Source organism: Maribellus maritimus (assembly GCF_022267315.1).
In the GTDB taxonomy this organism is placed as follows: domain Bacteria; phylum Bacteroidota; class Bacteroidia; order Bacteroidales; family Prolixibacteraceae; genus Draconibacterium; species Draconibacterium maritimum.
Genome location: NZ_JAIKLE010000015.1, coordinates 47,766 through 68,427 on the forward strand (window position 1 = coordinate 47,766; position 20,662 = coordinate 68,427).

General features: G+C 38.0%; 12 protein-coding genes. All 12 read left to right on the plus strand.

The window, feature by feature from the left end:
- The first annotated feature begins 3 nt into the window (after positions 1 to 3).
- The 12 genes from K5G00_RS14435 to K5G00_RS14490 all read left to right on the plus strand — a co-directional run bounded on the left by K5G00_RS14435 (position 4) and on the right by K5G00_RS14490 (position 20,655).
- Positions 4 to 1,563, plus strand: a complete 1,560-nt coding sequence (locus K5G00_RS14435; RefSeq protein ID WP_238766888.1) for a sulfatase family protein — start codon at positions 4 to 6, stop codon at positions 1,561 to 1,563.
- Positions 1,564 to 1,576: 13 nt separating this feature from the next.
- Positions 1,577 to 2,995 (plus strand): sulfatase, encoded by a 1,419-nt coding sequence (locus K5G00_RS14440; RefSeq protein WP_238766889.1) that lies wholly within the window; start codon positions 1,577 to 1,579, stop codon positions 2,993 to 2,995.
- Between the two features lie 90 nt (positions 2,996 to 3,085).
- Entirely contained in the window at positions 3,086 to 4,528 is a 1,443-nt protein-coding gene (locus K5G00_RS14445; protein WP_238766890.1) for a sulfatase, read from the plus strand.
- Positions 4,529 to 4,704: 176 nt separating this feature from the next.
- Positions 4,705 to 6,075 (plus strand): serine hydrolase domain-containing protein, encoded by a 1,371-nt coding sequence (locus K5G00_RS14450; protein ID WP_238766891.1) that lies wholly within the window; start codon positions 4,705 to 4,707, stop codon positions 6,073 to 6,075.
- A gap of 781 nt (positions 6,076 to 6,856) precedes the next feature.
- Positions 6,857 to 7,666, plus strand: coding sequence for a DUF4382 domain-containing protein (locus K5G00_RS14455; protein WP_238766892.1), 810 nt, complete (start codon positions 6,857 to 6,859; stop codon positions 7,664 to 7,666).
- Positions 7,667 to 7,938: 272 nt separating this feature from the next.
- Positions 7,939 to 10,536 (plus strand): alpha-L-arabinofuranosidase C-terminal domain-containing protein, encoded by a 2,598-nt coding sequence (locus K5G00_RS14460; RefSeq protein WP_238766893.1) that lies wholly within the window; start codon positions 7,939 to 7,941, stop codon positions 10,534 to 10,536.
- Between the two features lie 126 nt (positions 10,537 to 10,662).
- Positions 10,663 to 12,747, plus strand: a complete 2,085-nt coding sequence (locus K5G00_RS14465; protein ID WP_238766894.1) for a beta-galactosidase — start codon at positions 10,663 to 10,665, stop codon at positions 12,745 to 12,747.
- A gap of 14 nt (positions 12,748 to 12,761) precedes the next feature.
- Positions 12,762 to 14,720: a glycoside hydrolase family 127 protein gene (locus tag K5G00_RS14470; RefSeq protein ID WP_238766895.1), complete on the plus strand. Its 1,959-nt coding sequence runs from the start codon at positions 12,762 to 12,764 to the stop codon at positions 14,718 to 14,720.
- A gap of 134 nt (positions 14,721 to 14,854) precedes the next feature.
- Positions 14,855 to 15,457, plus strand: coding sequence for an RNA polymerase sigma factor (locus K5G00_RS14475; RefSeq protein WP_238766896.1), 603 nt, complete (start codon positions 14,855 to 14,857; stop codon positions 15,455 to 15,457).
- A 48-nt stretch (positions 15,458 to 15,505) separates the two neighbouring features.
- Positions 15,506 to 16,063, plus strand: coding sequence for a hypothetical protein (locus K5G00_RS14480; protein ID WP_238766897.1), 558 nt, complete (start codon positions 15,506 to 15,508; stop codon positions 16,061 to 16,063).
- Between the two features lie 188 nt (positions 16,064 to 16,251).
- On the plus strand, positions 16,252 to 17,268 hold the full coding sequence (locus K5G00_RS14485; protein WP_238766898.1) for a FecR family protein: 1,017 nt from the start codon (positions 16,252 to 16,254) through the stop codon (positions 17,266 to 17,268).
- Between the two features lie 150 nt (positions 17,269 to 17,418).
- Positions 17,419 to 20,655 carry a TonB-dependent receptor gene (locus K5G00_RS14490; protein ID WP_238766899.1) on the plus strand — a complete coding sequence of 1,079 codons (3,237 nt, stop codon included), beginning with the start codon at positions 17,419 to 17,421 and terminating at the stop codon, positions 20,653 to 20,655.
- Positions 20,656 to 20,662: the final 7 nt, after the last annotated feature.

The following is a 20,662-nucleotide window of genomic DNA, read 5'->3' on the forward strand; positions in this document are numbered from 1 at the left end:
GAAATGAAGTTAAATATTGCATTTTTAATCATTTTATTGGGGCTTACCTCTGGTAAGGAAGAGAAACCGCAAGCGCGTCCTAACATTCTGTTTTGTATTGCCGACGATGCATCGTTTCCCTATATGGGGGCTTACGGATGTTCATGGGTTAAAACACCTGCTTTTGACAAGGTAGCAAGCAGCGGGGTATTGTTTACTAATGCATACACACCCAACGCAAAATGTGCTCCGTCAAGAGCCTGTATTTTGACCGGAAGAAATTCCTGGCAATTGGAAGAAGCAGGAAATCATGTGGGAAATTTCCCAAAAAAGTTTACGTCCTATGTGGAGGAATTAAAAGACCACGGATATTTTGTGGGTTATACCGGAAAAAGTTGGGAACCTGGTAATCCGGGTACAATTAACGGGAAGAGAAGAGAGTTAACCGGAAGAGCATACAACCAGGTAAAAAAAGAAAAGCCGACACGGTGGATTTCAGCAACCGATTATTCTACCAATTTCGATCACTTTTTAAATGATGTTCCTGATGGACGACCATGGTGTTTTTGGTATGGAGGGCGTGAACCTCATCGCCGATATGAATTTGGTTCGGGAATAAAAAAAGGAGGTAAAACATTGGATATGATTGATGAAGTTCCCGGATTTTGGCCCGATAACGATACGGTGCGAACAGACATGCTTGATTATGCTTTTGAGGTAGAATATTTTGATAGTCAATTATTGCAAATATTAAATAAGCTGGAAGAAACCGGGCAACTCGAAAATACGGTTGTTGTGGTTACATCCGATAACGGAATGCCTTTTCCCAGGTGTAAAGCGCAGGAGTATGAAATGTCAAATCATATGCCTTTTGCGATAATGTGGCCGGATGGGATTAAGAACCCGGGAAGAGTGAGCGATGAATATGTTTCATTTATCGATATCAGCCCGACTTTTCTGGAGGTAGCCGGGGTCTCTGAAAGTGAAAGAGGGATGCAAAAAATTACCGGGCGTTCATTGCTACCTATTCTGAAAGATAATAAGTTAAGCCAGGGCGGGGAAAACTTTGTTTTGATAGGACGTGAGCGACACGATTTTGGACGCCCCAACAATCAGGGCTATCCAATACGGGGAATTATCGAAGATGAGATGCTTTATCTTTATAATTTCAAAACAGAGTTATGGCCGGCAGGAAACCCTGAAACAGGATATCTAGATTGCGACGGAAGTCCGACAAAAACATTCATTCTAAATGAAAGACGGGAAAATGGTCAAAGTAAATACTGGCAACTGGCATTTGGAAAACGTCAGCAGGAAGAGCTTTATAACCTGAAAGAAGATCCGTATTGTTTGGATAATTTATGCAACGTAGTTGATTTTGAACAGGTAAAAGAAAAGCTAAAAAATAAACTTTTTGAACAACTCAAAAATCAGGAAGACCCACGAATGTTTGGCAATGGAGATGTGTTTGACAATTATCCGTTTCAGTCGGATAAGTTCTGGAACTTTTACGAGAAATATATGAATGGCGATCGTTCGGTAAATACCGGCTGGGTAAATGTTACCGACTTTGAAATAAAATAAACAAAGCGAAGCTATGAAAAAATATTTTTTGGTTTTAATCCTGATTTTTAGTCTTTTTAGTAGCATTGCAAAAAAACCTAATGTAGTATTAATTGTAGTTGATGATTTGGGTTGGACGGACTTAGGTTATTCTGGAAGTGATTTCTACCTGACCCCCAACATAGATAAATTGGCAACTGAGGGAATGGTATTTACTAATGGATATGCGTCTTGCACCGTATGTTCCCCAAGTCGGGCTGCCATCATGAGTGGAAAGTATCCGGCTACATTAAACTGCACAGACTGGATTAGTGGTCATAAAATGCCTTGGGCAAAACTGGCTATACCCAAATGGACCCAGCACCTGGATGAAAATGAGATAACATTGGCAGAATCCTTAAAGGCAGATAACTACAATACTGTTCACCTTGGGAAGTGGCATTTGGGAGAGGAAGAAAAATATTGGCCCGAAAATCAGGGGTTTGATGTAAATATTGGCGGTTATAAGCAAGGTAGCCCCCAAAATGATGAAGGAGGCAGTTATTTTTCTCCTTACTTTAATCCCCGGTTATCGGATGGTCCTAAGAATGAATATTTGACCGAAAGGCTGGCAAATGAGGCGATTAAGTATTTTGAAATACACAAATCGGATGATAAGCCGTTTTTTATGAACCTGTGGTTTTACAGTGTACACAGGCCTTTACAGGCAAAAGAAGATAAAATTGAAAAGTATAGAGCTCTAAGGGATACCACAAAACGTCATCATAACCCTGTGTATGCAGCTATGGTTGAACATGTGGATGATGCAGTTGGAAAATTGCTGAATATGCTAGAAGAATCCGGTCTTGAAAAAGAAACTATTATTTTGTTTACCAGTGACAATGGTGGTTTAATTGGCAATCGTAATAAAATAAGTAAGCAGGTTACTTCAAACTATCCGTTACGCTCAGGTAAGGGAGATTGTTATGAAGGTGGTGTTCGTGTCCCTTTTATTATAAAATGGCCGGAAAAGATAGCTGCTGGAACTATAGATGAAACACCTGTAACTTCCATTGATATTTATCCAACAGTTTTGGGATTAACGGGTTCGCCTATGAAGCCTGCATCTGAAATTGATGGTATCGATTTTTCTAAATTAATGGTACAAGGGCAAAAAATAACCCGGGAAGCAATTTATTGGCATTATCCACATTATCATCTTCAAGGGGCTACTCCCTATAGCGCAATTCGTAAAGGAGATTGGAAGTTGATTGAATTTTTCGAAACAGGAGAGGTAGAACTGTATAATCTACATGATAATATTGAAGAAGATTTGAATTTGGCACTATCTCATCCGGAAAAAGTAAAGGAGTTGATGAATGATCTGGTAAGATGGAGAAAAAAAGCAGGTGCTCAGCTACCTACAGTTAATACCTCTTATGACGAAACTCGTGCAAGAAAGAGGATAAAATAGTTAAGCCTTTTTGGTAAACCATATTTTTGGGATTTTTTTACATAAGAATACTTCATTAGAAGCAAAGGAAGACCGAATAAATTAAGAGACATGAAAAAAATATTGCTAACTTTTTTGGCGATTGTTGTAGGTTTACAAATAAAAGCTCAGCAGGAAAAATACAATGTCCTGATGATTTCGGTAGATGATATGAATGACTGGGCTGGTTTTCTAAAAGGATATCCCTATCCTAAAACTCCTGCGATAGACAAACTTGCCGGAGAAGGAGTCCGGTTTAATAATGCCCATTGTGCAGCTCCCTTGTGCAACCCGTCCAGATCTGCTGTATTAACGGGAATGCGGCCCGGCACAACAGGACTATATAACAACAAGTATAATTTTAATGATGTTTTAGGTGATGTGGTAACCCTCCCGCGGTATTTCAAAAACAACGGATATTATGTTGCCGGAGCGGGTAAATTATTTCACGCAGATTATATCAGCATTAATGATTGGGACGAGTACCTCCTTAGAAATCGGGATAACATTGATTCTAATATTCAGAAAAACAGGGTAGGAAAGGCTATGTGGGCAGCTATTGACCAGGGAGATGAGGCTCTTGACGATACGAAAATGGTTGATTATGTTATCCATCAGTTAAAACAGGAACACAACAAACCTTTTTTTCTGCACTGTGGAACATACAAACCGCATTTGCCGTGGTACATCCCTAAAAAATATTTTGACATGCATCCGCTTGATTCTATTGTTTTGCCAAATGTAAATGAGAATGATTTTGATGATATTCCACAAATGGGAAAAGAAATGATTAAACATTCAGGTAAAACATGGGGCAGGCTTAAAGAATCAGGAAAGTGGAAAGAAGCGGTTCAGGCTTATCTGGCCGCGCAATCGTATGCCGATGCACAAATAGGAAGGCTGTTAAAAGCACTTGAAAATAGCAAATATGCCGGGAATACCATTGTTCTTTTATGGGGAGATCATGGGTGGCATTTGGGCGAAAAGCTTCACTGGTCAAAAAATACACTTTGGGAAGAAGCAACGCGCGCACCGTTGGTGATTAAAGTTCCCGGCAATATTTCCAATGGAAGAGTGATAAATGAAGCTGTTGATTTTATGAACATATATCCAACCCTGGCAGATTTTTGTGGACTAGAAATCCCTAAACATTGTGAAGGTTTTAGTATGAAAGAACTGATGGGAAACCCGGATATGTCGATTAAACAGCCGGCAATTACCACCTGCGGACAAAATAACCACGCCATGCGCGACGAGAAATGGAGATATATTCATTACAACGACGGGACAGAAGAGCTATACGATCATGAAAAGGATCCAATGGAATGGACGAATTTGGCAAACGATCTCCGGTACAATAATATTAAGTCTTTTTTCAAACAATACTTGCCAACACAAAATAAGGAACAGGTTGAAATAGAAAATTATCATGACGGGTATGTTCGCAAACGCGGGGTAGTAGTTTCTGTTGGCAATCCGGAAGGAATACCATTGGATGAATATTATAAAAATTGAAAGAGAATTATCCTGATTATTTTACCCGTGTGTTAAACTAGCTATGATGTTATTATCATATTGATTGGTGATTCTTCGTTTGAGTGAGGCAGTTCGTTTGTTCTGCCGAGCGATGATTTTTAATGAGAAATTCTAAAATATTCCTATTTTTAGTTGAAAATCAAAATCAAACGAAAATGAAACAAAACCGTGTCAAAAGAGTCATACTGTTTTTTATTGTTGTTTTGATTGCTGCCGCAGGTTGGTTTGTATGGCCCCGGATGCCTATTATTACTGCTTTTGCAGCAAAAGGAATGTGTTCAAGTATCTTTCTTGCAGATAAAGAGCAGGAACGTGTGCAGGCTGAAGACCTGTCTTTTTTTCCGATAAGTTTGGCAAAATCAGTAGTCGATTTTGATGAAAAATCTGTAACCTCGACCGTTTTTGGTTTGGCAAAACGAAAAGCAATTTATCGGGAAGGTCTGGGCGCTGTGCTTGTGTTAGATTCTCCTGAAAATGAACTAAAAAAATCTGAATTTCAATTACCTTTTCCCGGATACTCGCAAGATACAATCTCCTGGCCCAAGGGAGATTTACTCCCCGATACTTTGCCGGAAGGTTTGGATGTTGCACGTTTGAATGAATTACTCGACACCTGTTTTGATGAGGCCGGAAGCGAACCTTTCAAAAAAACACTGGGAATTGCAGTGGTCTACAATAATCAGTTGGTTGCCGAAAAATATTTGAATGGATACAATTATAAAACGATGTTTCACGGTTGGTCAATGACCAAAAGCATTACGGGAGCACTGGCAGGAATTTTAGCTGATGAAGGAAAGTTAAATGCGGGTGAACCTGCCGGATTTGAAGAATGGCAGAGTGATGAACGCCGCAAGATTACTGTTAAAGATATTATTCAAATGTCATCTGGTCTTGATTGGTACGAGAATTATTTCACCATTTCAGATGCTACGGTAATGTTAATGCAAAACGATGATATGCTGGCGTCAATCCTTGATAATAAAGTAAAATATGAACCGGGAAGTTTCTGGAATTATTCGTCGGGAGATGCAAATTTGCTTTCAGGAATTATTCGCAACAGAATGAATAACGACGAATCTTACCATAAATTCATATACACAAAGTTGCTGTATCCGACAGGAATGCTGCACACCAAAGTTGAGACTGATGCTGCCGGACTATTTGTGGCTTCTTCGTACAGTTACGGTTCTACACGCGACTGGGCTCGTTTTGGAATGCTTTTTTTGAATGAAGGAGTTTTCGCAGGTGACACCGTTATTTCAAAAAGTTGGGTCGATTTTATGAAAACTCCTGCAACTGCCTCTGATGGTAATTATGCAGGAACTTTTTGGCTCAAGGAATCAAATCCGGAGAATGCACTGCTTGACATTCCCCATGATGTGTTTTTTGCCGATGGTTTTCTTGGTCAGCGTATTTATATTATTCCTTCAAAGAAATTGGTAGTTGTCAGAATGGGATATGGATATTCGAATTTTGACCTGAATAATTTTCTTAGCGGGATTATTGAAACATTGCCTGTGGAATAGAAGCCACTTTTTTGTTATATCACTTTCTGAATGCGTCTTTCAGATAAAGATAAATTACATTCTTATAGCATACTCCCAAATTTTACGGCGAGAGTAAAAAAAATAAGAATAAATAATCCATAAAGGATTGTTCTGCCCGATTGTATATTTTTTGCTATCCTTTTAATGATATAAAAAAAGGGCAACTTAAAGTTGCCCCGATAAGTGGACGTTTAAATGTGTTGTGGTAATGGTCAGGGCAAAACTATAAATAATAAATATGTTAAAAATTTATTTTAGAATTTTATTAGAATATTTTAGAAAAATCAGCAAAAGTTTCTTTTTGTGTCAGTATAATTTACCTCTTTGGTCAGAAAGTATAATGACATATAATCCTTTGTTTTTGAGAGTTTATGTCAATGTGTGTTTGACAAAGTTTAATCTGAAGGGGTGATTTATATTATTAGAATTTTTTTAGAGATTGTTAGAAAAAAGGACGGGGTATAAGATTTTGTTTTTGGGTAACAATTTTACTGTTTTGATTGTTGAATATATTATAAATTGAGGTAATAGAGCGGTGAAAGTATTATAAATATTTTTAAAATATTTGTTGAATTTGATGATATAATTAAAGATATTCTATTATCAAAATGAGAATTAATTATCATATTGATCAGGGAGTATTTTATATGTTTTTATGTAAGTGTTTGATATGGTGGAGATTGATATAATTTTGATTTTTAGTATAGTAATTGTAATCCGATTTGGCATTTAGAAAAATTAATAAAAGATTTCTAGTATTATGAGAAAACTTAAATTTATTATTATCGGAATAGTAATTAGTAGTATTGCAATGGTAAGTTGTAATAATAACGATGAAAAAATTTCAATGGATGGTAAAGGGAGGATTAATGTTCATCTTACTGACGCTCCCTTTCCTGTCGATTTAATCAGTCACACTTACGTAACAATTGATAGAGTCGAAATTCGGCAAAAAACAGAAGTTGATATGGAAGAAAGCGATGACACTTTTTTAGTGCTCAGCGAAGAAACTATGGTTGTTGACTTACTTGAGTTAACCAATGGAATAACTGAACAAATTGCTTCAGTAGATCTCGAAGCGGGGTATTACGATATGGTAAAGCTTCGTGTTACTGATGCAACAGTTGTTCTTACTAACGGTTCTGAATTTGAATTAAAAGTACCAAGTGGTTCATCAAGTGGACTAAAAGTGAAAATTCAGCCGGAAATTTATCTTGAAGAGGGTCAAACTTCAGATGTTTTGCTTGATTTTGATGTAAGCAAATCGTTTGTGGTAAAAGGCTCGTTGGATAATATTAAAGGATTTAACTTTAAACCAGTTGTTCGGGGTGTATACATGGGAGCCGCCGGACGTATTGAAGGAAATGTAACAGATACGCTTGAAGCACCTCTTGAAGATGTAATGGTGAAAGCCTGGTTAAATTCAGAAATGGAAAATAGTAATCTGGAAGAAGATTCAACTTATGTGTCTTCGTTTACCGATGAACTTGGCGATTATAAAATCATTGGTCTCCGGGAAGGAACATATACAGTTGTTTGCGAGATAGAAGGATACGAAGCGATACATTAAATAATGTGCCTGTAATTGCCGGTGAGGCTGTTTCAGTAGATTTTGAATTAAAGTAATTTTTGGGGTTCTGGAGATTTGAACAAAGTAGTTCTTACATTTTGTTGAGACCTTGGTATTCAGTTTTTATGTTCATAAATACTGAAGCCAGGGTTTTTTAATTTTTGTTTTTTTCATCTATTGGGAAAGTAAATGACCGGATGCGAATGAAATTTTAAAGTGTATATTGTACACTTCCGAACATTTAATTATCTTCGCTTTAAATCTTTTGCCTGATGAAATCAATAAAATTGCCAATTTTTCTTTTATTCATTTATTTATTTTTCTGTAATGCAGCAGGTGCCGACGAACCTGATTCGGCTTACATTTTTGCTTACACCACAAACAAACAAAATAATACCGCAGGTTTGCACTATGCATGGAGTGTAGATCGTGAAAACTGGTTTGGGATCGGACCGGAGTTTCGCTTTTTGGCGAGTGATTTTGGTCGATGGGGAACTCAGAAAAAACTTATTAACCCAATTCTGTTTCAAGATGAAAAAGGATTGTATCATTGTTTATGGACATTGAACGATGATGTGGGGCAATTTGCACACGCTGCTTCCGAAGATCTTTATCACTGGAAGCGTCAGTCTTATCCTCAGGTAATGAGAAATGGTAATGTCCTGGATTTGGAAATATCTTCAGACAAAAAAAATAATAGATATTTAATTACCTGGGAAAGTGAAATCGACGGAGAACTCAAAGGATTCAAAACAACCACAGAAGACTTTAAAATTTATTCTGAAACTACAGGAATTTCAGAAGATGAGCGGTTTGGGCTCCGCGAAACAGTAAGGATTGATGGTGAATTACAAACAGGTACGGTAAAAAGAGTTTCATGGAAAACGATTGATGGTCTGATAAAATGGTACGAATGGAGCCAGTTTCATAATATGGAGAGGGCAGATAATATGCGTAATGACCAGGAACGCTTCAAAGGTCTCAGGAAAGTGGATGCTTCCGTTAAGCTAATACCAGAAAGAAGCAAAAAGATCAGCAATAAGCTGGTTGGAATATTTTTCGAAGATATCAGTTATGCCGCTGACGGTGGTTTGTATGCCGAGTTGGTACAGAATCGTGGATTTGAATATGTTCTTAGCGATAAAAGCGGAAACGATCCATCCTGGAACAGTTACAAAGCCTGGTCGTTGAATGGAGAAAATGCATCATTTAAGATAGATTCTGTTTCACCCATTCACGAGAATAACAAACATTTTGTTGTGCTTGAAATCAGGGAAATTGGTGCTGCGTTGGTTAACGAAGGATTTGACGGGATTGCTGTAAAAGAAGGGAATCGTTATGATTTTTCGGTTTTTGCCAAAATGATAGAGCCCAAAAAAGGAAAACTGCTTATTCGATTGACCGACGAAAATAATAAGGTAATTGCTGAAACAACAACAAAATCGATTTCGAACACATGGAAAAAATATGAAGCTGTTCTCACTGCAAACAAAACGGTCGATAATGCGAAATTAGAAGTCGTTCCTGAGTTTACCGGGGAAGTTGCTTTGGATATGATTTCTCTTTTTCCGCAAAATACTTTTAAAGGGAGAAAAAATGGTTTGCGAGAAGACCTGGCACAGGCCATAGCAGATATCCATCCAAAGTTTGTCCGTTTTCCTGGTGGATGTGTAGCTCATGGCGACGGGCTTCATAACATGTATCGCTGGAATTACACAGTTGGGCCGCTGGAAACACGGGTTCCGCAACGAAATATTTGGAACTATCATCAGTCAGCAGGTTTGGGGTATTTTGAATACTTTCAATTTTGCGAAGATATTGGGGCTGAGCCTCTACCTGTATTGCCGGCAGGAGTGCCTTGCCAGAATTCGGGAACTTGCGGACATGGTCAACAAGGGGGGATTCCTATGGCCGAAATGGATGAATATGTGCAGGAAGTACTTGATTTGATTGAATGGGCCAACGGAGACAAAAATACAAAGTGGGGCAGAATTCGCGCTGAAGCTGGTCATCCGGAGCCTTTTAACTTAAAATATATCGGTATTGGAAATGAAGATTTAATAACTGATATATTTGAAGAGAGATTCACCATGATTTTTAATGCCCTCAGAGAGAAGTATCCGGAAATAGTTGTGATAGGAACCGTTGGTCCTTTTTATACCGGGACTGATTATGAGGAGGGCTGGGACATTGCGACCAAACTTCAGATACCAATGGTTGATGAACATTATTACCAACCTCCTGGCTGGTTTATTCATAACCAGGATTTTTATGACCGCTACGATCGCTCAAAATCAAAAGTGTATTTGGGAGAATATGCAGCACACTTACCCGGAAGGCCGAACAATATCGAAACAGCACTGTCCGAAGCCTTGTACATGACAGCTCTTGAAAGAAACGGTGATATCGTGGAAATGTCATCGTATGCACCACTACTTGCCAAGGAAGGACACATAAACTGGGATCCGGATCTTATTTATTTCAATAATACCGAAGTAAAACCAACTGTTGGATATTATGTACAAAAGCTTTTCGGACAAAACTCGGGTGAAACTTATATTCCTGCAGAAATTCGGTTATCTGAAAATAGGGAAGATATAAAAAAACGAGTTGCTATTTCAGTGGTTCAGGATAAAGCAACAAAAGATATAATTGTAAAACTGGTTAATTTATTGCCCGCAGAAGTAAATGCAAATATGGATTTTACAGACATTAATATTGGTGATTCTGAGGCTCTTTTAACTGTTTTAAAAGGAAAACCAGAAGATGCAAGTGCAGTGCCTTCAATCACTGGGATTTCAGTAGATTCTGAGTTTGAGTACAAATTGCCAGGGTATTCACTTTCGGTAATCAGAGTGAAAATCAATTGAACTAGAAACATCAAAGAACTAAAACTATAAGACAATTATTATAAAGGATAAGAAAGAAATACTCTTGTAAAAAAAATAGTACAAAGGAATTTAGTATTATAAAAATACCAATCTAAACCGAAAATAATGAAACGCATATTTATAATTATTGCTGTCCTTGTATCAAGTCATGTATTTTCGCAAGTTCAGTTTGATAATATCCTCTACGGCGTAGCGTATTACCACGAATACATGCCATCAGACCGACTGGATGAAGATGTTAAAATGATGAAAGAGGCAGGTATTTCAGTCGTGCGCGTAGGGGAATCTACCTGGAGTTTATTTGAACCTCGCGAAGGTGAATTTGAGTTTGCCTGGATGGACAGAATAATCGACAAATTTTACGATGCCGGTATAAAAGTTATTCTCGGAACACCAACTTATTCGATTCCTGCCTGGTTGTGGCATAAACATCCGGAAGTTCTGCTGGAATACCAAAATGGAGGAAAAGCTTATTATGGTATTCGCCAAAATATGGATATCACAAACCCAACGTATTTGTTTTACAGTGAGCGGATTATCCGTAAAATGATGGAGCACTATGCACAACATCCGGGAATAATTGGCTACCAGGTTGATAACGAAACCACGTCAAGGGGTGTGAACAATTATGATTTTCAGGTGGGTTTTGTAAATTATCTGAAAAAGAAGTTTGATACGACTGAAAATCTCAATAAAATATGGGGTTTAAACTATTGGGGAATGACCATTGACGGATGGGAAGAACTAGCTCCTCGTGATGGAATCACGAATACAGGTTATAAACTCGAATGGGAGCGATACAACCGGAAAGCTGTTGCCGATTTTTTAAAATGGCAATCGGAGATCGTTCGGGAATATAAACGCGACGACCAATTTATTACTCAATGTTTTATGCCAGCAGTTCAGGATGTCGAACAACATGAGTCTTCAGAATTGATGGATCTTATGGCTGTAAATGTGTATCACGACCAGCAGGATGATTTAACCGGAAATGAGATTGCTTTTGCCGGAGACTATTTTAGATCGGTGAAACATAAAAATTATTTGGTAACAGAAACAAACGCGCAAACCATTGGGTGGAACTCGCGTATTCAGCAGCCACCTTATCCGGGGCAGATGCGACAAAATGTTTATGCTCATATTGGTTCCGGAGCAAATATGGTTGAATACTGGCACTGGCATTCTATCCATTACGGACAGGAGATTTACTGGAAGGGAGTGCTTTCGCATGATTTGCAGCCCAACAGGGCTTATGCCGAAGTATCAAAAACAGCACATGAACTGGAACGCATAGGTGAAAAACTGGTGAACCTGAAAAAGAAAAATGAAGTGGCTATTCTGTATAGTCATGATTCGAATAATGCCCTTAATATCATGCCCTTTGATCAAGGGGGGAATGCCTGGGGAAGCACCAATAATAACTTTTATACCAATAACCTGGTAAAACAATTTCATAAAATTTTATACAAGAATAATGTTGGTGTGGATTTTATTTTTTCCGAAGATCCTGAATTTGAAAAATACAGCCTGGTAATTATTCCTTCATTATATATAGCAAGCGATAAACTTCTTGAACAAATAAGTGATTTTATAAAAAATGGAGGACATATTGTTATGCAATTTAAAAGTGGATTCTGCGATGAAAATTCGATGGTTCGCCCCATGTTGGCTCCCGGTCCTCTTCGTGAAGCGTGCGGGTTTTATTATCAGGAATTTACCAACTTCAAAGAAATGAGCTTAAAGGATGATCCTTTCAAAGTAGGAAATACAGAAAATAAAGTAAACACATGGGCTGAATATATTATTCCTGAAACGGCCCAACCACTGGCCTTTTACAAGCACTGGTTTTTCGAAAATTTTCCGGCAATAACCATTAATAATTTTGGTGAAGGGACATTGCTTTATGAAGGCTGTATGGTTTCTGATTCTATTCAGGAGAAAATATTGATGGATGCCGTTAAACGTTCCGGGATACGAACTCCTGATCAGGATAGTCACTGGCCGCTAATTACAAAATCAGGAACAAATAACGATGGCAAAACTACCCGGTATTATTATAATTATTCATCTCAGCCAGCTACGTTTTTGTATCCTTACAAGGGAGGTGTTGAGCTTATTTCGGGCAAAAAAGTAGGAGGACAGGAAGAACTGACAATTAACCCATGGGATTTACTCATCATTGAAGAATAGTAAAAATAAATACAATGAAGAAACATTATTATCTAATAATTCTATTGATTTTGTTTTTTGCGGGTTGTTCAACACCAAAGGAAGAACCGGTTCAAAAACATGCCGACTATCCCATTAGTGGAGTTCCTTTTAGCAAAGTTCATATCAAAGATAATTTTTGGTTGCCAAAGATTGAAACGAACCGAACAACTACCATTCCGTCATCTTTTCAGAAGTGTGAAGAAACAGGCCGTCTTGATAATTTCCTCATTGCCGGTGGAAAAATGGAGGGTTCAGTAAAAGGTGAAATGCCTTTTGATGATACCGATGTATATAAAATAATTGAAGGTGCATCTTATTCAATGAGTACAATTCCGGATTCCAAACTGGATGCTTACGTTGATTCGCTGATTGATATTATTGCAATAGGGCAGGAAGAAGATGGCTATTTAACTACCTACAAAACTATTGATACAACCAAAGCTCCGGCAGGCTGGTGTCCGCCGGGAGGAAGATGGCAAAATCTTTCGTGCAGCCACGAGTTGTACAATAGCGGGCATATGTTTGAAGCCGCGGTTGCACATTATCTTGCAACCGGGAAAAGAAGTTTTCTGAATATTGCCACAAAAAACGCCGACCTCCTGGTTTCTGTTTTTGGAGCCGGGAAAAACGAAGAGGTGCCCGGTCATCAGATCGTGGAAACCGGATTAATAAAACTTTATCTGGTTACCGGGAAAAAAGAGTACCTCGACTTATCTCGTCATTTCCTTGACACCAGAGGCGACGGCAGCAAGCGTGAACTATGGGGGCCGTATAACCAGGATCATAAACCTGTGACGGAACAGGATGAGGCAGTTGGACACGCTGTACGTGCCGGATATATGTACGCAGGAATGACAGATATTGCAGCGCTGTATAACGATGAAGCATATGAAAATGCTGTAGATAAGATTTGGGAGAATGTGGTTACAAAAAAGATATACATCACCGGAGGAATTGGTTCGTTACACGACGGAGAAGCTTTTGGCGAAAACTACGAATTGCCAAATTTAACTGCGTACAATGAAACCTGTGCAGCCATAGCAAATGTCTATTGGAATTACAGGATGTTTTTACTTCATGGCGATTCAAAATATATTGATGTTCTTGAGCGGAGTCTTTATAATGGTGTAATTTCCGGCGTTGCGCTCGACGGGAAAACTTTTTTTTATCCCAATCCGTTGCAATGCGATATGCACTATCATTTTAACAGTGGTGGCAGTTTAACCCGCGAACCCTGGTTCGACTGCTCGTGTTGCCCCACAAACCTGTGTCGGTTTATGCCATCCGTTCCCGGCTACATTTATGCGCATAAAGCCGACGATTTGTATGTTAATCTTTATGTTCAAAGTTCAACGGAAGTGCAGTTGGATAATGGTTTGGTGAAAGTGGAACAAAAAACAGAATATCCTTGGGAGGGCGATGTAGAATTGACCATTTTGCCCCAGAAAAAATCTGAGTTTACAATTAAATTGAGAATCCCGGGTTGGTCAATAAATCAACCACTCCCGGGAGACCTGTATTTTTATTTGGATCCCTTGGAAAATAAACCGGTAATAACTGTTAACGGAGAGAAAGTAAATTACGATGTAGAAAAAGGGTATGCCGTTTTAACACGTGAGTGGGAGTCAAATAATAAAGTCGAAATTTTTCTTCCTATGGAAGTGAAAAAAGTTAGCGCAAATGAAAAAGTTAAGGATGACTTGGGGAAACTGGCAATTGAACGCGGACCAATTGTTTATTGTGTTGAAGAAAAAGACAACCCGAATATCGAAGAACTGCAGATCTCTGAAAATACCCAGTTTGCGTCAAGCTTTAATCCGGAGTTGCTGAACGGTGTAGAAGTTATTAATGCTTCAGGTACTTCTTCAAATGAAGTCTTTAAGGCAATTCCATATTATGTTTGGAATAACCGGGGTGCAAACAAAATGAGTGTTTGGCTGAGTGAAAATTGAAATCGGCTCTTAATTGGTTGTAAAAGCAGTGGCTTTTTTTAAAACTCAATTTTTTTCTGAACGTGTATTGGTTGGATGTTAACTTTTTATGAAATAAATGTAAAAAGTACGTTTTTTATTTTAAATTTGACTTGATGTTCGATGTTCAGATAAAAAGGAGACTTAAGAACGGAGATCCAAGTGCCTACAAAGAGGTTTTCCGTTTATTGTATCCTCGTTTGAAGGGATATTGCAGACTATTTATTACCGATGAACATGAAGCAGAGGATATTATTCAGGAAGGTTTTTTAACACTTTGGGAAAAACGAGATAAAATTCAACCCGAAAATTCAGTCGAGAGTCTTTTGTTTGTAATGGTTCGAAATCGTTGTCTGAACCGAATAAAAAAACAAAAGCTCGAAGAAATCAACGCAGATATAGAGACAAATATCCCAAGTGAGGCTCAATTTTTATATCAGATAGATTTTTCCGGAAAAGAGGACAAAAGCCTCGAAGAGTTGATGATTGAATCTTTTCAGCAGGCGGTTGATGAACTCCCGGAAAAAATGAAATTTGTCTATAAGAAATGTAAAATTGAAGGAAGAAAGCAAAAGGAGATTGCTGAAGAGCTCGGGGTAACTGTAAAAGCCATTGAAAAACACATTTCGAAAGCAAAACACAATATCAGAGAAAAATTGCTGTTTCAGTATCCATCAATGGTTTTACTCATCTCTTTGTTGATCGATAATTTGAAATAATCGCAGGTAGTAAAATATAATATATATGCTAAAGTATATTCCCTGAAAATGAAAACAACGAACAATTACAGAAGAGAATTTATAAAAAAGTCGTGTATCACTGCTACTTGCATCTGTGGATTTGGAAATCTCGCAAAACTGAACGCAAAAGAAATCGGCGAAGATAAAAACTCTTTTCCTCACGCTTGGATTTCAAAAATGTTGTTGAATATTGGTGATGTTGCCGAAGACGAAAAAATCAGAAAATTAATTAAAGAATGCTCCTCTGTTCATTTTGATGAATTAAATATGAACATTTTTTTAAGCCCTTACAAAGGCAACCTGGAAGAATTCAACCAATTTATTAAAAAGGAATGGGGATGGAGTATTTTTTTTGACAAAAATGCGAGTGAAATATTTATCGATGAAAATAAAGATTTTTGTGTTTGCCCGCTGATAAAAAAAGGAAACAACACAAAATTGCCAGCTCTCTGTTACTGTTCTGAAGGTTTTGCTGAAAGAATGTATTCAGAAGTTTCCGGAAAACCTGTCGAAGCTCGTGTAACTTCGTCTATCCAACGTGGCGACAAAAGTTGTAAATACCATATAAAGATTCTGGATAATTAAAAAAATAAGCATTGGCCTAATATTATCGAAAAGTGATAATTGGCAGGTCATCAAGCCGTATTTTCAATTCGTTAAATTAAACGTCTGCTTTGAATCATTTTGTTCTTTCCTGGCTTTTTTACGGAAAAAATGTCCGGCAAAGTGGGTAGGGTTTTTAAAAGTATTTTGTACTTCTTATAAGGAAACTTATGAAAGATACAGTAAAAAAATATTTGGAAGGCAAAGCAAGTTCCGAGGAACAGGCTATGCTACTGGAATGGCTCCGATACGAGAAAAATCAATCAGTATTTAAGACATATACATTAGAATGGAAGAAAAGCTTGGATGACTCCTGGTTTCCGGAAGAGGGAATCAAAAGCTGGAATAAAATTCAAACGACTCTGTTGGAAAAGAGTTTTAAACGGTGGCGTAAATCACAAAAAAATCAGATGATTTTCAGATATGCAGCTATCTTCTTTTTTGCTGTATTAGTAAGTAATTTGGTTTGGTTTTTTCTTTCCGGAAGCAACTTAAAAGAAGCTCCCGTATATTACAGCAATGTAATAGCCGAAAATGGACAAATATCAAAAGTTGTATTGCCCGATGGATCGCTGGTTTGGCTGAATTCTGGGTCTCAAATCAGGTACGATAATTTTTTTGGTGCTGAAAATCGGAATCTTATTTTAACCGGAGAAGCTTATTTTGAGGCAAATAAAAATGAAGAAGTTCCTATGATTGTTTCCTGTGGCGATTTAAAGGTAAAAGTGCTGGGAACAAAATTTAATGTTGCATCCTATCCTGCAAATAAAACTGTAGACGTAGTTTTAGAACGTGGTATAGTAGAATTGTTGAGCAATAAATCAGAATCTTTTAGTTATACAATGCAACCGGGAGAACGCGCTCAGTTTGAATCCGAAAACCGAAAGCTGAAAGTTTCAGAAGTCAATACAAGCAAATTTACATCCTGGAAAAACGGAATTATCAATATTTATAATCAGTCGTTAAGTGAAGTTATCAAGCGACTGGAAATACGTTATAACCAGGAATTTGCTTTTGAAGAAAATATCAGTGAGTTTCATTACACCTTTACAATAAAAAATGAACCATTGAGTGAAATCATTCAATTAATGGAGAAAATTACACCGGTAAAAGCTGTCCAAAAAGAAGATATAATAGTCTTTCATTTGGACGAAAATAAAAATAGAGAAGTGCTGAGAAGTAAGTAAAAACCGGCGGTGCGGCAACACCACCAGTTTCCTATTTATCATCAGCAAATGATAAATAAATGTGTAAACTTAATCAGAAGTAAAACTATGAAAAAAATCCGAATTAGAGGAAGGGGAGAGCCTTCCGTTTGGAACAAATGTTTTCGGCTTATGAAATTAACATTTTTGTTCTTATTGCTGGGCTTAATGCAGGTTTCAGCGAGCGTGTACAGCCAAACAACAAAATTGACGCTGGATATGCGAAACAGAAAGGTTGTTGATGTTTTGGAAGAAATTGAGCGACAATCGGAGTTCCGTTTTGCATATAGTTCTGAGTATATCAATGTTGAACGGAAAGTAACAGTTGAATTTAGTGAGAAGACAATTGATGAAATTCTCGGGATCCTTTTTAACGAAGACCGCGTAAAATATGTGGTAAAGGATCGCCATATCTTACTGTATCCGAAAAGTATGGATGAGAATGAAGAAGGATATCAGTCAGCCATGTTCCCGCCACAAAAAGCAGTTACTGGTGAAGTTGTAGACGAAAGGGGAGATCCCTTGCCGGGAGTGACTGTTATGGTAAAAGGAGCTTCCAGAGGAACGGTTACCAACATTGATGGGATTTATACTATACAGGATATAAAAGATGGTACAATATTGCTTTTCTCATTTGTCGGAATGCAGACACAGGAAATTGAGGTTGCGGAGAAATCGAGAATAGATGTCGTAATGAGAGAAGATATCATCGGTATCGAAGAAGTTGTAGCTATTGGTTATGGAACCCAACGTAAAGGAGATGTAACCAGTGCTATCACAAGTGTTAAATCAGAAGATTTTATCCAGGGAAAAGTTCAGGATGCTGCAGAACTGATAAAAGGGAAAGTAGCCGGGTTAACTATTGCTAAAGGAACAGGAGATCCTAATGCTGAATCTACTATTCGACTGCGTGGAGTTATTTCTTTATCTGGAAGTTCCACGCCACTTGTGCTTATCGATGGCATTGAAGGAGGACTTGGTACCGTGGCACCGGAAAATATTCTTTCTGTAGATGTTTTGAAAGATGCGTCAGCGGCAGCTATATACGGAACCCGTGGTGCAAATGGTGTTATCTTAATCACCACCAAAGCAGGGAAACGAAACTCACAAACACGGGCCAGCTATTCAGGTTATTTGTCCTTGTCGGAGTTTGGTAAAACTCTCGATTTTATGGGGCCCGAAGAAATTCGCCAGGGCTTTACTAATTTTACCGATAAAGGGCATGATACCGATTGGCTGGATGCGGTTACCCAAACAGCTTTTACACACAATCATAATTTTAATGTATCAGGAGGTTCAGAAAAAACAACTTATTCGGCAGATTTTAACTACCGAAAAGAAGAAGGTGTGATTATTGATACCTACAATGAAGAGAAGAAGATGAGTTTTGATGTATCGCACTGGATGTTTAACGATATGTTGAAAGTGAACCTGAATATAGTAAAAGGCTTGCACGAAAACAGTGCTACTAATGCCAACGAGGATGGGGCAATTAATATTTACCGGCAAGCTATTATACGTAACCCTACAGAGCCTATCTGGGCTGAAGATGGAAGGTATTACGAAAATTTCCAGATCAATTACTATTATAACCCAGTAGAGATGATTAAAGAACGTCAGGGAAATTATAATACAGAATGGACCCGTATGACCGGTAACTTTACCCTGGAGCCAATAAAAGGGTGGCAAACAAACTTAATGTTGGCTAGCCGAAGCTGGAATGCTCATGATAAAGGATATTATACTTCGGAGTATTTCAGCCAGCGAATGGAAAACAAAACCGGTAATGCTTATCATGCTCTGGCTGCTTCGCGTAATGATTATTTGGATGTTACTTCCAAATACAATACCCTTTTGGGCAATCACCGGATTGACGCACTTGTTGGCTACAGTTATCAGTACAATGTGAACAATGGATTTAACGCAAATAATTATAATTTCTTAAATGATTTTCTGAAGTATAATAAACTAAGTGCAGGTTTAGCCCTGCGAGAAGGAAAAGCAGGCATGGATAGTTATAAAGATGACGCCAAATTAATAGGTTTTTTCGGACGTATTAGTTACGGTTTTTCAAATAAGTATAATGCTTTAATTAGTATTCGCCGCGAAGGTTCTTCCAAGTTTGGTTCTAACCACAAATGGGGGAGTTTTCCTTCTGCTTCTTTAGGCTGGACGATCAGCAACGAAGAGTTTATGAAGAACGTTGAATGGGTAGACAATTTAAAATTACGCGCCGGTGTAGGTGTTACAGGGGTAATTCCCAATGATCCTTATCTGTCTTTAACCCGGTATAATTTAGGAAGCACCTTTTATTATGAGGATGGAGAATGGAAACCTGGTTTAGAAATAGCGTCGAATCCAAACCCGGATTTAAAATGGGAAAAATCAACTGAATACAATTTTGGGCTTGACTTTGCCCTGTGGGAAAATCGTTTAGGCGGTTCTATCGACGTTTATAATAAAGAAACGTCCGACATGTTATGGGAATATGATGTACCAACGCCTCCGAACAGATATCCAAGAACACTGGCTAATGTTGGTGAAATGCGAAACCGGGGTATTGAGGTAGCAATTAATGCTACACCGCTTCAAAACAGCGACTTTGAATGGCAAACTACTGTAACCGCTTCATATAACCAGAATAAACTAATCAGTCTGTCAAACGATTTATATACAACTACAAATACGCATGACGAAGCCTGGTTAGGCGAACCAATTACCTTTCCAACCCAGCGTTTGGAAGTCGGCAGGTCGGTAGGTAACTTTTTTGGTTTAAAATCAGTTGGCGTTTCTGAAAATGGCCGTTGGTTAATTGAAAATCCACAAACAGGAGAAGTAGAAGAAATCACAGAGAATATGCTGGGTAGCGAAGAATATCGTCAATATCTGGGGAATGCAATGCCAAAAGTTTATCTCGGATGGAATAATACTTTCCGTTATAAAGACTTCGACTTAAGCTTTCAATTGACCAGCCAGTTAGGATTTAAAATCTTAAATGAACCTCGTGCCTATTATGAAAACAATTCTATTGCCTATAATCGTCTACGGTCTGTCCTTGACGCTCCTTATGGGGGACAAAATATTTTGGCATCAGATCAACAGCAAACGTTTGTAAGTTATCATTTAGAAGACGGTGATTTTGTAAAACTGACTAATTTGACACTAGGGTACACAATACCTCTTTCTGAGAATAAATATGTAAGAAGCATTCGTGCTTATGTTTCGGGCGAAAACTTATTTTGTATTACCGGGTACAGTGGCCTGGACCCTGAACTTACCAACGATAATGTACTCTCAACAGGAATCGATTGGCGTGACAGTTATCCAACAATTCGTTCGTTTACATTTGGTGTAAATATTACTTTCTAAAATAAAA

Excerpts from the sequence above, each read along its gene's own strand:
- K5G00_RS14455 (WP_238766892.1), top strand. The coding sequence starts at position 6,857 with ATGAGAAAACTTAAATTTATTATTATCGGAATAGTAATTAGTAGTATT.
- K5G00_RS14450 (WP_238766891.1), top strand. The coding sequence starts at position 4,705 with ATGAAACAAAACCGTGTCAAAAGAGTCATACTGTTTTTTATTGTTGTT.
- K5G00_RS14435 (WP_238766888.1), top strand. The coding sequence starts at position 4 with ATGAAGTTAAATATTGCATTTTTAATCATTTTATTGGGGCTTACCTCT.
- K5G00_RS14465 (WP_238766894.1), top strand. The coding sequence starts at position 10,663 with ATGAAACGCATATTTATAATTATTGCTGTCCTTGTATCAAGTCATGTA.
- K5G00_RS14485 (WP_238766898.1), top strand. The coding sequence starts at position 16,252 with ATGAAAGATACAGTAAAAAAATATTTGGAAGGCAAAGCAAGTTCCGAG.
- K5G00_RS14445 (WP_238766890.1), top strand. The coding sequence starts at position 3,086 with ATGAAAAAAATATTGCTAACTTTTTTGGCGATTGTTGTAGGTTTACAA.
- K5G00_RS14480 (WP_238766897.1), top strand. The coding sequence starts at position 15,506 with ATGAAAACAACGAACAATTACAGAAGAGAATTTATAAAAAAGTCGTGT.
- K5G00_RS14475 (WP_238766896.1), top strand. The coding sequence starts at position 14,855 with ATGTTCGATGTTCAGATAAAAAGGAGACTTAAGAACGGAGATCCAAGT.
- K5G00_RS14470 (WP_238766895.1), top strand. The coding sequence starts at position 12,762 with ATGAAGAAACATTATTATCTAATAATTCTATTGATTTTGTTTTTTGCG.
- K5G00_RS14490 (WP_238766899.1), top strand. The coding sequence starts at position 17,419 with ATGAAATTAACATTTTTGTTCTTATTGCTGGGCTTAATGCAGGTTTCA.
- K5G00_RS14440 (WP_238766889.1), top strand. The coding sequence starts at position 1,577 with ATGAAAAAATATTTTTTGGTTTTAATCCTGATTTTTAGTCTTTTTAGT.
- K5G00_RS14460 (WP_238766893.1), top strand. The coding sequence starts at position 7,939 with ATGAAATCAATAAAATTGCCAATTTTTCTTTTATTCATTTATTTATTT.